15 protein-coding genes and 1 pseudogene are annotated in these 13,441 nt (G+C 59.2%); 12 read left to right on the forward strand and 4 right to left on the reverse strand.

What is annotated here, in order from left to right; translation table 11 throughout:
- Window positions 1-404 precede the first annotated feature (404 nt).
- The 10 genes and pseudogenes from IFT65_RS12450 to IFT65_RS12495 all read left to right on the forward strand — a co-directional run bounded on the left by IFT65_RS12450 (window position 405) and on the right by IFT65_RS12495 (window position 6,969).
- Window positions 405-671 (forward strand): hypothetical protein, encoded by a 267-nt coding sequence (locus tag IFT65_RS12450; protein ID WP_192081698.1) that lies wholly within the window; start codon window positions 405-407, stop codon window positions 669-671.
- A 209-nt stretch (window positions 672-880) separates the two neighbouring features.
- Window positions 881-1,303: a hypothetical protein gene (locus tag IFT65_RS12455; protein ID WP_197974115.1), complete on the forward strand. Its 423-nt coding sequence runs from the start codon at window positions 881-883 to the stop codon at window positions 1,301-1,303.
- 721 nt (window positions 1,304-2,024) lie between these two features.
- Window positions 2,025-2,196: pseudogene (locus tag IFT65_RS12460) on the forward strand (transposase); the annotation flags it as partial.
- Between the two features lie 57 nt (window positions 2,197-2,253).
- Window positions 2,254-2,685: a hypothetical protein gene (locus IFT65_RS12465; RefSeq protein ID WP_192081699.1), complete on the forward strand. Its 432-nt coding sequence runs from the start codon at window positions 2,254-2,256 to the stop codon at window positions 2,683-2,685.
- A 450-nt stretch (window positions 2,686-3,135) separates the two neighbouring features.
- Entirely contained in the window at window positions 3,136-3,666 is a 531-nt protein-coding gene (locus IFT65_RS12470) for a hypothetical protein (protein ID WP_192081700.1), read from the forward strand.
- 293 nt (window positions 3,667-3,959) lie between these two features.
- Complete coding sequence (locus tag IFT65_RS18730; protein WP_249405150.1) at window positions 3,960-4,535, forward strand: hypothetical protein; 576 nt, start codon at window positions 3,960-3,962, stop codon at window positions 4,533-4,535.
- Window positions 4,535-5,251: a hypothetical protein gene (locus tag IFT65_RS12480; protein ID WP_192081701.1), complete on the forward strand. Its 717-nt coding sequence runs from the start codon at window positions 4,535-4,537 to the stop codon at window positions 5,249-5,251. Before IFT65_RS18730 ends, IFT65_RS12480 begins: the two co-directional genes overlap by 1 nt.
- Complete coding sequence (locus tag IFT65_RS12485) at window positions 5,248-5,580, forward strand: hypothetical protein (RefSeq protein ID WP_192081702.1); 333 nt, start codon at window positions 5,248-5,250, stop codon at window positions 5,578-5,580. Before IFT65_RS12480 ends, IFT65_RS12485 begins: the two co-directional genes overlap by 4 nt.
- 184 nt (window positions 5,581-5,764) lie before the next feature.
- Window positions 5,765-6,484: a hypothetical protein gene (locus tag IFT65_RS12490; RefSeq protein WP_192081703.1), complete on the forward strand. Its 720-nt coding sequence runs from the start codon at window positions 5,765-5,767 to the stop codon at window positions 6,482-6,484.
- A 167-nt stretch (window positions 6,485-6,651) separates the two neighbouring features.
- A complete protein-coding gene (locus IFT65_RS12495; RefSeq protein ID WP_192081704.1) occupies window positions 6,652-6,969 on the forward strand; it encodes a hypothetical protein in 318 nt (105 codons plus the stop codon).
- Between the two features lie 16 nt (window positions 6,970-6,985).
- Here the strand turns inward: IFT65_RS12495 and IFT65_RS12500 are convergent, their stop codons facing one another.
- The 4 genes from IFT65_RS12500 to IFT65_RS12515 form a co-directional block, all read right to left on the reverse strand.
- Entirely contained in the window at window positions 6,986-7,357 is a 372-nt protein-coding gene (locus IFT65_RS12500; protein WP_192081705.1) for a hypothetical protein, read from the reverse strand.
- A 507-nt stretch (window positions 7,358-7,864) separates the two neighbouring features.
- Entirely contained in the window at window positions 7,865-8,341 is a 477-nt protein-coding gene (locus IFT65_RS12505) for a hypothetical protein (RefSeq protein WP_192081706.1), read from the reverse strand.
- 108 nt (window positions 8,342-8,449) lie between these two features.
- A complete protein-coding gene (locus IFT65_RS12510; RefSeq protein ID WP_192081707.1) occupies window positions 8,450-9,760 on the reverse strand; it encodes a diguanylate cyclase in 1,311 nt (436 codons plus the stop codon).
- The gene (locus IFT65_RS12515; protein WP_342365884.1) at window positions 9,757-10,557 is read right to left on the reverse strand and encodes an alpha/beta hydrolase; all 801 of its coding nucleotides are present in this window, start codon (window positions 10,555-10,557) and stop codon (window positions 9,757-9,759) included. Before IFT65_RS12515 ends, IFT65_RS12510 begins: the two co-directional genes overlap by 4 nt.
- Before the next feature lie 183 nt (window positions 10,558-10,740).
- On the opposite strand from IFT65_RS12515, the gene IFT65_RS12520 reads away from it, so the two are divergent.
- Window positions 10,741-11,745: a 2-hydroxyacid dehydrogenase gene (locus tag IFT65_RS12520; protein ID WP_192081708.1), complete on the forward strand. Its 1,005-nt coding sequence runs from the start codon at window positions 10,741-10,743 to the stop codon at window positions 11,743-11,745.
- Between the two features lie 61 nt (window positions 11,746-11,806).
- Window positions 11,807-13,429, forward strand: a complete 1,623-nt coding sequence (locus IFT65_RS12525) for a lactate permease LctP family transporter (protein ID WP_192081709.1) — start codon at window positions 11,807-11,809, stop codon at window positions 13,427-13,429.
- Window positions 13,430-13,441: the final 12 nt, after the last annotated feature.

The raw sequence follows: 13,441 nt of genomic DNA on the forward strand, positions 1-13,441 counted from the left end.
CAACTTACATGAAGGTGTTCCATGGCCTCACTGATCCAAGTTCGCCTGGTATCCCCAGTACGCTTGGCTGGTAGTAGCACGTTGGCCCTTGATGACGTAGGTTCCGGATAGGCACGGACGCCAACGCAAGGGGAGATGCGCGGATCTCTGCGAGCGCGCAAACGGTGACCCACATCCGGCTTTGTCGTTGTCCAGACTGGAATGGGCAGCATGGTTCAATCATCAGCGGCGGCTGGAACCCACCGTCTAAAGTCCATCTGCCGTGGGTGAGGCGAACTACAATCGGCAACTAGCCAATCAAGCCCTCGCGGTGGCCTCCTGAGTTGAACCAGCCGACCTCCGAAACCTGGAGTGATTCATTCCGAGAAATAGCCATGGGTTGAGAGACCCGGAGGTTAAGTAAATTGAAGAGATCTATCTCATCTCAGCAATATTCGGAGTTGGTTGCGATTGCGGCGAAGCGCCATTTTTTCTTGCCGAAAGGGGGAGTGAGCTGCCTCATTGACAGTGAGCGCGAGTTGCTGATTGATGCTCTATTGCAAGAGCTTTTAGAGGTAGGCTTAGGATCTGACGACGAGCCCAATCGCCGAGGTTTGGACATCGAAGCGCTCATTGATTTCGTTGGGCCGGCCGCGGAACAGCCGGATGTATCGAAAGGGAAGGTCATCTGAAGTGGGGCTAGATAGCTGATCATAGGTGCCATTCCGAGCTCTAGGCAAAAATCGAAAGAACCCGTCGCCTCCGTCAAGGCTCTGTTCTATGCCGTCTAGCGGATAATGTCGACGTGCCAGGGGCGGCAGGGCGTCGAATGGCAATATTATTGTCGCGGAGTGCTATATCAAGCATCATCCCGATAGCAGCCCGATAGCGGGGCTTGACCATGAAGAGGTTTGCATGGAGTTCCGCAAGAATTGCATTCGAGGGATTAGCTATGATTGATGGGGCTGAAAGTAAGGGCGGAGAAGTCGAAGTCCCTGTGCCTACCGTCTGGCGGCCTACGTTGGTGGCCATTGTTGATGTTTTGGTTAAAGAGGAAGAGCTACTTCTGCCGAAAGTCACGCTTCAAGCTCAGGAAACATGGAAAGATGCGCAGGAGAGCGTTCGAGCATATGGGGCAAACCTTAAAAGTCTGCCCGAGGAGTCTTGGGACTCTTCTGTTTGCATTTGGTACGGGGATTTCTGGGACGTTCTAATCGATCTGTACACGGAGGAAGAAGGGAGAAGCGATCTAGTGCTTCAGGTGCACGTGTATGAAGTTGATGATGGCTACCGCTATGAGATCGTCTTGGTATACGTGCCGTAGTGATCAAGTGCCCATCACCGTTTGAGCCGTGGGCGGCATGTCAAGTTGAGAGTCTGAAGTGCCGGGATGGTGCCGCACGCGACATGTTGCTCCAATCTGGATGTATTTCTTAGGCACTGATATGGGCGCGTTGGGAACTATGTCGATCAGGATGATGAGGACTTGCCAACTACTCTCCCCGCCTAGCGATCGGTAGCTCAAACGTCACGTCTGCGCGTTGGGTATTGTTTTTTTTTGGGGTGGGCGTTTTGACGCGACTAGCCTGCTCGGAGATGCCAGGTGGAGTTATGAAGAAATCGGTAGTGCTTGCTGTGTCAAATGCGGTGATCCTCGTGATGGATCATGACTCTGGATCGCTGCCGTGTAGTATGGGATCTGCTCTTGTCTCGGCGACATCATCATGTGTCGCAATAGGGACAAAGCCAGCGTCGGATGGTGTTAGTGAGGTCACATTGATTAACGAAGTGGAATGTAGCGCCACGGGATTGTGCGTGTATGAAGGTTCGGTGGAAACGCCGAGTCTGGAGATTTCGGTGTGTGACGTCACCAACGTGAGGCTGCTATCTCTACCGGTAGAGAAGTCGACTACAGGTGTCAGAGTGTTTGTCAACGACCAATACGAGCCTGATCGAATAGTTGTAGTCGTTCGGTGATTGTCTTCGTCCCAGCTGCGACGTCCCCCGGAGATTGAGTAGCGGAGCGGTTTGGAGCCCAATCCTCAATGACAAGGAGATTGGACGTGAAGAAGCGCTTTGACCAGACATTCGTCTGTTGAAAGGCCCGCAGAGCAGATCATCGGCTTCCTACGCGAAGCTGAGGCCGGCATGCCCATCAAGGCCCTTTGCGGCCAGCATGGCTTTAGCGAGGGCTCGTACTACCTTTGGTGCAACAAGCTCTACAGTAGAGCGGCAGTCGACAGTTGTTCGCCGAGATGACCTAGGACCAAAAAGATGACGCCCAAAGAAGAGGTTGAAGGATTGCTCGGCGATTTGCTGGAGTTCGCTAGAAAGATGCTTGTCGAGCATGGGGAATTTCACCCATTTGGCGGCTACCTCACGTCCTCTGGAAATGTGGTTCACATGGGTGTCCAGATGGATGGGGGCGGCGCGGTAGATCGAATGAGCCTGCTGTATTCGGCTTTGCAAGAGCGGGCTGATTGCGCCATTGCATGTGGTGTGGCTTCAAACATTTGGCTGCCGCAGAGTGATGGCGTCGGATTCGATGCGGTCAAAGTATTTTTTGAGCATAAGGATGGATATTGTACGGACGTGTTCTGTCCATACGATCTTTCTAGGCATGACCCGCTACTTGTCCCGGAAATGTTTGCTCAGCGGGGCGATTCGGTCTTTTTTGCCCAGTCTTCCTTGGACTGCGGAAGATAATGCTTGGTCGTTCCGTGATCTGTTAGCCAAGCATCCTCAGTGGGCGCTCTTAATCGCCCCGCAGGTTAGCCGCAGCCAGACGCGGAACTTCCTGGAAGCCCAAGGCCTCTCTCAAGCTCAAGGCTTCCCCGCCCCGGCTTTCCGCAGTACATCGGCAGCAACCTCGCCGGCATTCAATGCCAACGGGTCTGGTTGGTGATCAGAGCAGCGCTCTGGCAGGAGGAAATAAGAGTGGCACGCGGCATACAAGCGGCAACCTAAAGCCGGAGTTCGGCGGCACCGGGAAATACGAAGACGATCTCAAGACGCTCGCCGGGGATACAAGGCCTGCGGTTCGAGGGGACCGTGCTCCCCCTGGGGCACAAATCGGGGAGAATGGCATTTTTAGTCGCCAGACGAAAAGCTCCGGTGGAAAAAGTATCGACATCCCTGCCAATGGTGGTAAGCCACATGAAACCCTACACTACGATCGAACAACGTCCCGACGGTGGGCACTATTTGCCGCTGCAATTGCAAGGAGTGGAGCTGGGTAAGTTGGCAGCTTTGCTCCGAGGGCGCCGGCTTCTTGCATGCAAAGTTCCCAAGATGCAGACAGCCAGATCGGCTTGGCAGGTGATCTTGATTTTTGATCCTGATGTGTACCTTGAATTGACATCTTCTAGTGCCGTTGCTCAGGGATGGGACGATTTTGGAACGATAAATGTCGAAGTGCTGGCCGGAGCCGCTGTCGAATCAATGTGCGAATGGGAAAATTTGCAGTTTCCGGAAGTCCTTGTTGTTGTCCGGGCTGAGATTGTTCGTTGGCAAGGCGGAGGGCTGATCGTTGATTGCGGTATTCGTTTGCAATTCGCCCATGGCCGGACCTTCTCAGCCGTGGCTTCGGACGTGCCTGGAGCGCTTCTCTTGACCATGCCAGAAGAGGCTGCTCCAACTTCTTGGCAGTTTCCAGCAAATGAATACTCCTTCGTAGCGATTGAATGAGTAAGTTTGATTCTTCTGTTCGGCACACTTTCTTATTCAAACGAGCCTCTTGGCAGTAGCTTGTGACTGGCATTGCGTAGGTCGTAGGTTCGATCCCTATTTCCGGTACCAGATTCAAAAAAAGCCCACGCCTTGGTCGGGACGTTTTGTTTGTGGCGGGTCGGAACCTGTTGGTAGAGAAGGGCTTTGTCTCGAGTCGTTGTGCGCCTTAGCTCAATTGCAGCCAACTGTGGATGATGCGTATCCGTGCCGACCAATTGCAGTAACCGCTAGCATCTTGGCCGATCGCCTTCTTGGTCATCGGCCAGCGGCTGGGGTTGCCGTTGACCATGACCACGGCACCGTATCACTTGATCGTCAAATACGGCGATGAAGAACAGGGCCAGTGGACGAACTTTGAGGCCACAAGCGCCTTGTTCCATCCGGATAGTGGCTACGAACAGGCCATGAGCATTCCGTCCGAGGCGACGCGCAACGACACGTTCCTACTCCCTTTCTCGCAGCGGGAAACGGTGGCCCTGTTCGCAACCGCTTCCCTATTGCCCCACTACCGGGAGAGGAAGCAGGCCGAACGCATGCTGGCAGCAAGCGACTTGATCCTTGCGGCCAATCCCAAGGATGTCAACGCTATGACCTTCCGTGGGGATGCCTATTACATGCTCATCGAACAGCGCTTCAGGGCCAAGTATCCGGAGGCCGAGCAGATACCGTTGGAGCTACGCGCCGAGTATCTGGATTACAGTAAGCAAAATTTGGCTTGGTACGAAAAGGCCGAGGCCTTGGGGTGGCGCCAATGGGGGCCGGCGGAAAGGCAGCGCTACCTACAGCACTTCAACAACATGAAAACACAGAGCCAAGGAGGTTCGTGATGCGCGTAATCTTGACGTTTAGTGTACTGTCGATGACGTTGGCAGCGGCTACCGCTCACGCATCGACCGATCCGGTGAAGGCCAACCCCAATACGGTTGCAAGCTTCAATCGCTACTCTTATGCGGCGAACAACCCTTACAAGTTCGTGGACCCTGATGGCCGCGACATCAAATGTGCCGGCAACACCTGTCAGTTAGTGCCGACTGGCGGAAACCTTCCGACCATGAACTTCCCTAGGCCCGAAGGTTTCCCCGCGAACATCAGTCCGACTGATTCCACCTTTCATCACGCTTGCCGCTTCACTGATGCTGCCGGAAGTGGCGATGCCGCATACGGTCAACGCCTGAACAATCAGTTGGTCAACAACCCAACGCCCATGCAGAACCAGCACGCCACCTTGCAGGGCAATAAGATCGACGTAAACGCCAACAACGCGATCAGCAGGCTCACGGGGCAGGACAACGTGATGTCGTATCAGGTGCCCCTACAAGATGGCGCCAGCGCCGTTCTCAATGTTACGACTGGCGATCATGCTGCCACCTGGGGAATTGTGATGCGAATGGTTCAGCCCGGTCAGAACGGCGCGCAGAACATCGATACGTACGGGGAAGGCGACTCCTTCCTGCAACGCGCCTTCGATCCCAAGAACAACCAATCCAGGGGAGTGTGGTCGCAGAGCGCAGAGGAGATTACCCGGAGAGCCCAGCAGCCATGAAAGCGTTGGCTTCCATTTCCTTGCTGGTGTCGCTGGCACTCTACCTCGCCCAGATTTTCCTTTACACGAAGGATCAAGAAATCCTCATGTATGGCGTGTTCGGCGCATTGTGGTTCCTCGCCATGTACCTCGATGCGTTCAGCGTCCAAGTCAGGACCACACTTACTGGCATCGTCGTTCTTTCCGGTCTGGCCGCTTTTGGCTTGGGGTTCGTTCCCCATCGTCTGCGCCTTGGCCCTGGGTTCGACATCTACGTGGCCCTGTTCCCGGTGATCCACTTCTTGGCGACGTTCGCCTTTCTGTCAGCCGCCCGAAAGGCAGCGAGCTAAGGCCACCTCTACAGTTTCGCTTGGACCATGAGCGCCGACCTGAAAGAACCATTCCCGCTGTTGCTTGCTGTGGCTGCAACGCGAATCTGCAAGGCCCTATGACTTGTCTCTCTCACCGCGGGTTGGGCAATTGTGGCAGCCGACAGATGGTGATCCAGTACCAATGCCTCGGAGACCCAGGCCGATGACAGGCGATGAAGTACTGAGTGCAACCAGCGCTGCAATCATGGGTGACGATGTCCTTAAGATTGAATACCTCATCAGCGGATTTCATCGGGTGCTCTACGTGCCGCCACCCCAGCGGCCGGGTTGTCGCTTCGAACAGGGCGAAAAACGTCGCCTCAGTCAAGGCTCTGTTTTATGCCGTCTATCGGATAATGTCGGGGTGCCCGAGGCGGCAGGGCGTCGAATGGCAATATTATTTTCGCGGAGTGCTATATCAAGCATCATCCCGATAGCAGCCCGAAAACGGGGCTTGACCACTAAGAGGTTCGCATGGAGTTCCGCAAGAATTGCATTCGAGGGATTGGCTATGAATGATGGGGCTGTAAGTAAGGGCGAAGAAGTTGAGTTCCCTGTGCCTACTGTCTGGCGGCCTACGTTGGTGGCCATTGTTGATGCTCTGGTTAAAGAGGAAGAGCTACTTCTGCCGAAGGTCACCCTTCAAGCTCAGGAAACATGGAAAGATGCGCAGGAGAGCGTTCGAGCCTATGGGGCGAACCTTAAGAGTCTGCCCGAGGAGTCTTGGGACTCTTCTGTTTGCATTTGGTACGGGGATTTCTGGGACGTTCTAATCGATCTGTACACGGAGGAAGAAGGGAGAAGCGATCTAGTGCTTCAGGTGCACGTGTATGAAGTTGATGATGGCTACCGCTATGAGATTGTCATGGTATACGTGCCGTAGTGATCAAGTGCCGATCACCGTTTGAGCCGTAGGCGGCATGTCAAGTTGAGAGTCTGAAGTGCCGGGATGGTGCCGCCCGCATTCTTCGGTTGGCGCAACCGCGTCACCTGGGCCCTACAGGATCCCAATAGAGATTACGAGAAGTTTTATCCGGGAGGGAAAAGACGATGAGTGACCAAGGTCCTCTGGAAATAGAGATGGCTGATGTTCTATTTTATTCTGCGCAGGATGAGCTGTATTTCTTCACATGGTTGAAAGATATTGGATCGGTGTCTGAAGTGTTTGGCCAAGGGCGAGCTATATACGCCGTCGTTGACAGGGACGAGCTTACGTTTGACGATGCGCTCGAATTCATTTCACTTTTTCGTCGCTATCTGATTCCGTTGCCTGAGCTCAAACGTCTAGAAGTCCCTAAAATATCAAAGAGATTCAGGGATCCAAGTGCTTTTTGGTACTCGGAGGTATTCGAGGTTACGAGTGATTAGAATGGGATCATCCGCATCACCGCCCCCTGAACTCCCTACCCACGGGCCCCTTGATCATCTCCCTCCCTGCAACCAACAGACCTTCCACCAAATGCTCCCCCAGCAGCGACGCCGTATCCCCATCGCGCCGCGCGATGTGTTCGGCATGCAGTATCTCCAGCACCGCATCCACCGCTTCCAGAACCCGCAGGGGCACGGCCACGTGGCCCGATCGCTCAAGCTCATCAAACCGCTCAGGCCGGTTCGCTGGCAGATCCGGCACCAAGGCCAGATGGGTCGCTCGCACGCGGGCAGGCTGCTCCTGCTCCCAATGCGCCAGGCATCGTTCCAGCCTCTCGACGAGGTAGGGCGGCAACGTGTGGATGTGATCTCCCAGCAGGGCGGTCATGCGCGGTGAACCCGGCGGATGGTCGATAGGCATTGCGGCAACCTCGCAGTGAGGCCACCCGCGCGGCAGCGCAGGGTGGCAGGCGATGCGGGTTGGCATACCGGGCAAGCAAACCATAACCGGCGGATCAGGGATCCCCACACACCGCCCGCCGTGTAACCGGTAGACGATGCAGTGCATTCTCCGCCGTGCCCCGGAGGGCAGAACAGAGCTACTGGTTGACTTGCTATCAGGATGCCAATCCCGGCCGATGCCCCGTGGCACCAGCATCACCATCGTGCGCAGCGCCAAGTACGCGCGTCCATGAGGAAAATTGCGAAGTAGGGCGCTTAGGCCAGCATCCGATAGGGGCAGAAGCCGCCAACCCTCGACGCCGCCGCCTCCGCGCATCCCAGTCCCACCCGTTCGGCTGATAGGCCCAGCGCGCCTACCCGAGCAGGCGTCCTGCGACACCCAGCAAAAAGGCTCCGGTCGCCCGGAGCCTTCGTTCATCAACTTACCTACGCATCAGGCAGGAAGATCCCACTTGTCCGAATCCGCGCGCTTTTCCTTATAGATCGTGCCGGCAAAATCAACGTGCAGTTCCATCCACACGCCATCCCCGCGCTCAGCCACGATCTCGAAGTGCTTGGGCTTACGATCCGGATCACTGCCCACCGTCCACCCCGCCTTTTCCACTGCAGCCAGCGCAGCATGCGGATCGGCCTTTCCATCCGGCTGGTGGTGCTTCGGGCCGTGATGTGGCTTCTTGTGTTCGACCTCGACAAAGCGTCCGCCTTTTTTGCCAATGCGGGTTACTTTGATTTCCGATGGCCGTTGTTCGCCTTCCAGTCGTATCGCCAAGCCTTCCTCCAGCGTGAAGGCCTCCGCGCCCTTCGGTCCCAGATCGGCCAGGTACGCCTGGTCGTCGGCAATGAAGGTGAAGCGATGGGCAAAAACGTGCTCGATGACGCCGGCGAGGGCGACTTTTTCATGGTGCGGCATGCATTTCTCCTGAGAGCGCCCAACCGCGGGCGCGGCTCAGTGATGGCGACCGGCCGGCGTGGTTTCAAGCCACGGCGCCGGCCCCGGAAGTGAACGGATCAGCTTGGTTCAGCTGGCCATGCTGACCCGGTTCCGCCCCTCTGCCTTGGCGCGATACAGCGCCTCGTCGGCGCGCGCGGTCAGTCCCTCCAGTAGGCTCTGATCGCCACCGGGCAGGGCTTCGCCCAGCGCGCCGCCCACACTCACCGTCACATCGATGCGGACGCCGTCGACATTGATCGGCGCCGACGCAATGGCGCTGCGCAGCCGCTCGGCGGTCGCCGGTACTTCGTCGATCGCAGGCGCGGCCAGCAGGGCGATGAACTCCTCACCGCCGAAACGCGCGAACAGGTCGCGCTCGCGCAGGGCTTCCCGGCAGCGTTTGGCGACCACCTTCAATACCTGGTCGCCCACGGGATGGCCGTGGGTGTCGTTGATCTTCTTGAAATGATCCACGTCCACCATCAGCACTGCCACGGTGCGTCCGCTCGCCTCACGCGCTGCGATGATCTGGGCGGAGCGTTCTTCGAAATGGCGGCGATTGGGCACACCGGTCAACGGATCCGATGAGGCGAGGCGCCGCAGCTCGGCGGCCATCAGCAGATCGGCGGTGACATCAGTGAACAACCAGATGCGCCCGTACTCACCGTTTCCCCGCACCGGGTGGGTGTCCACTTCAAACGTGCGTTCGCCCAGTGTCCAATTGATCTTCGCGGCAAAGTTGACGTTGCCCACCTGTGCGGCATATGCCTGTTCCAGCTCGGCGTGGTTGTCGCAGCGCTCGCGCAGGGCGCGCATGGGGCTGAGCAGATCCGCGGCACGAAGACGGCCCGGGGCGCAGCCCAGCAGGCTGGCAGCGTGCTCGTTGATCACCGAGCCCATGCCATCGCCATCGATCAGCACGATGCCGGCGGGAACACTCTCCACCAGGTCGATGAACTGATTCTGCACGATCACCTCGCGCGCGCTCTCCCGCCGCGCGGACAGCAGCCGGGCCACGCCTTTGGCCAGCAATGGCACCTGCGCGGTCATGGATCCGGCCGGTTGCGGACTGCGCCACAGCAGCAGCACACCACTCAGCGGCGCATCACGGGTTGGCGTCGGGACGAACAACAGCTGCCGTGCCGGTCCGCCCAGGGCGTGCACGATGGCGGTCGGCAGGCGGAATGCGCTCGCCTCCACGGCGTGCCCACTCCAGGGTGCTTCAAAGAGCCCGCTTCGCGCGAGGTTGAAGCCGGCTACCGGTAACGCGGGGGACGAGGCCGTCCAGGCGGCGCGTCCATTCGATTCAACTTCCACCGCCATCACCAGATCCGCCCCTGAGGCGAGTTGGGCGAAGTGGCACAGGCTGGCGAGTGCCTCGCTGTCGGTGGTGGTCACGCGACTGTCTTGCCGAGGCGGTGTTCGAGGATTTTCTGCACTTCGTCGGCTGCCGTCATGTGCGGCAGATGACCCGATGCCGCGATCACATCCAGTGTGGCGCCGTTGATGGCCTGTGCCAGCCATTCGCCCACCTGCACGGGCACGGCGACGTCGATCTCCGTCTGGATCAGATGCACCGGCGTGGAGATCTGGGCGGCTACGCCACGCACGTCCGAAGTGAAAATGGTGCGCGAGGTGTTGAGCGCGATGTCGGGGCGCATCCGGAACAGCGCGTTGGAGAAATCCGCGATGACCTCGGAATTGTCCACACCGACCACCATCGGCGCGAAACCGGCGACCCACGCCTGGTAATTGGCGCTCATGCTTTCAAACAGGTTTTCCAGATCTGCCGGTTTGAAACCACCGGTATAGCCCTCGTCGTCGAGATAACGCGGCGAGGCGCCGATCATCACCATGCGCTGGAACACCTCCGGCCGGGCGACCGACGCGGCAGCACCGATCATGCCGCTCATCGAATGGCTGATGTAGGTGCAGTTCTGGATGCCCAGGTCGTCGATGATGTCGAGCAGGTCATCGGCGTAGCCGAAAATGGAGCCGTGCCGTTCGAAGTCGTAGGTGTCCGCACCGCGCGGGCCGCAGCCGGCCAGGTCGAAGGAAATGACATCGAAGCGTTCGTCGAACCACGGACGCAGCGCCGTCCACGCGGTCTGGTCGGTACCAAAACCATGTGACAGGATCGCGACTTCTTTGCCGGAGCCACTGCGGCGGCCGTTGAATCGTTCAAAGCTTTCCACGCACTTTCCTCCATCACGCCGCGCAATAAAAAAGATACTAGGCCACCGGGGGAGGCCGGTCCACCGCAGCGGTGGCCCTTGATCGGCAGGGTCCAACCCCCGCTTGCGCATTGACCCAACGCAATGCGGCGCGGCATTCGCGGGTGCTACAGTCCGCCCATGTTCCGGGAAGGGAAGTCCTGCATGAAAATCGCCGTCTTCAGTGCCCGCCCGTACGATCGCCGCTCGCTGGATGCCTGCAACCAGCAAGGCTACGCAGCAGATGGCTTCGAGTTCATTTACTTCGATGCCACCCTGGACGCCCATACCGCGGCCCTGGCACAGGACTGCGATGCGGTCTGTGTGTTCGTCAATGATCGCCTGGATGCGCCTGTGCTGAAGGCTCTGCATGCATTGGGCGTGCGCGCGGTGGTGCTGCGGTGTGCCGGCTTCAACAATGTGGATCTGGCCGCCGCCGAGCAGCTGGGTTTCTTCGTTGCCCGCGTGCCGGCCTATTCGCCTGAGGCGGTCGCTGAGCACACGCTCGCGCTGATCATGACGCTCAACCGGCAGACCCACCGCGCCTATAACCGGGTGCGCGAGGGAAACTTCATGCTGGATGGGCTGCTGGGTCGGACGCTGCACGGCAAGACGGTCGGCATCGTGGGCACCGGCAAGATCGGGCTGGCGACGGCGCGCATCCTGCATGGCATGGGCTGCACGGTGCTGGGTCACGACCCGTACCCGTCGCCTGAATTCGATGCGCTGGGCAGCACCGTGCCGCTGGATGAACTGCTGGCCCGGTCGGACATCGTTTCGCTGCACTGCCCGCTGACGGCGCAGACCCAGCACATGATCGATGAGGCCTCGCTGGCGCGGATGAAGCCTGGTGCGATGCTGGTCAATACGTCGCGCGGCGGGCTGGTGGATACCGATGCGGTGATCCGGGCGCTGAAATCGCACCATCTGGGCCACCTGGCCATCGATGTCTACGAGCAGGAAAGCGCGTTGTTCTTCCAGGACCGCTCCGGCGAAATCATCGACGACGATGTCTTCCAGCGGCTGATGACGTTCCCCAATGTGCTGGTGACCGGTCACCAGGGCTTCTTCACCGCCGAGGCGCTGCAGGAAATCGCAGAGACCACGCTGGGCAATCTGGTGCATTTCGCGGCCGGGTCCGAGTGCCCCAACCGGGTAACCAAGGCGTAGCGTGGGCTCAGGTGCGATGCACCGCCGCTCGTGATGGGATCTATAACGGGGAGCAGGAACCATGTGGCAGCAGAACTACGATCCGCTGGGTAATGCCAATCTGTCCGCGATCCTGGCGGCGCTGCCGGTGCTGGTGTTCCTGCTGGCCCTGACGGTCTTCAAATTGAAAGGTCTCACTGCGGCCGTTCTGGCGGTAGTGGTTTCTGCGGCGGTATCTCTGCTGGTGTTCGGCATGCCGGCCGGCGCCATCGCCGGCGCGGCGCTGCTGGGCATCGCCAACGGCGTCTTCCCGATCAGTTTCATCGTGCTGATGGCGGTGTGGCTGTACAAACTGGCCATCCGCAGTGGCAAGTTCGAGGTCATCCGCGGCAGCATCGCGACGATATCCGAGGACCAGCGCATCCAGGTGTTGCTGATCGCATTTTGTTTTGGCGGTTTTCTCGAGGGGGCGGCGGGTTTTGGCGTGCCGATCGCCATCTGTGCGGCGCTGCTGGTGGAATTGGGTTTCCGGCCGTTGAAGGCGGCCATGCTGTGCCTGCTGGCCAACGGGGCAGCCGGCGCATACGGGGCCATTGGTATTCCGGTGCTGGTGGGCGCGCAGCAGGGCGGCGTCAGCCTGGACGCGATGTCGTTGATGCTGATCGCGCTGGTGCAGGTGATCGCTCTGCTGACGCCGGTCATTCTGGTGGCGATGCTGGATGGATGGCGCGGCGTGCGCGACACCTGGCCGGTGCTGCTGTTTGTCGGCGCGGTGTTCAGCGGGGTGCAGACCCTCACGCTGTATCTGTTGGGGCCGGAGCTGGTGGATATCCTTGGGCCGCTGGCGGCGATGGCCGGGCTGGCCGCTTTCATGCAGTTCTGGCGCCCCAAGCGCATCTACCGCGAGGAGGGCTCTCCCGCGGGCACGACGCAGCGTTACCAGTTGAAGGACGTGCTGCTGGCGTGGTCACCGTTCTACATCCTGACCGCCGCCATCCTGCTGTGGAGCCTGCCGGCCTTCAAGGCGTTGTTCGCCGCCGGTGGCGCCTTGAGTGGATCGGTTCTGCACCTGCCCATCGGCCTGCTGCACGAGCGCGTGCAGGAACTTCCGCCGCTGGTCAGCCAGGTGCATACGCTGCCGGCGGTATGGAACGTCGGCTGGATCAATGCGTCGGGCACCGCCATCCTGATTGCCGCCCTGCTGACGGTGCTGCTGTCGCCGCGGTTGAGTGTGCGCATGGCCCGTGAGGAGCTGGCGCAGACCGGGCGTGAGATGTGGAAACCGCTGGCCACGGTGTCGCTGGTGATGGCGGTGGCCTACATCACCAATTACTCCGGTGCCTCGTCCACCATCGGCCTGGCGTTGGCACAGACCGGGGGCATTTTCCCGCTGCTGTCGCCGGTGATCGGCTGGATGGGCGTGTTCATCACCGGCTCGGTGGTGAACAGCAATACGCTGTTCGCGCACCTGCAGGCGGTCACCGCGACCCAGATCGGTGTGCCGGAGGCCCTGCTGGTGGCGGCCAACACGGCGGGCGGGGTGATGGCCAAGCTGGTATCCCCGCAGTCCATCGCCATCGCGGCCGCTGCGGTGAAGCTGGTGGGGCAGGAGTCGGCGATCATGCGCACCACGCTGGCCATCAGCCTAGGACTGCTGGCTTATATATGTGTGTGCACGTGGGTGCTGTCGATGGTGATGGGGTGAGCCGCACGCGGC

The organism is Stenotrophomonas sp. CFBP 13725, from assembly GCF_014841935.1.
Lineage (GTDB): Bacteria > Pseudomonadota > Gammaproteobacteria > Xanthomonadales > Xanthomonadaceae > Stenotrophomonas.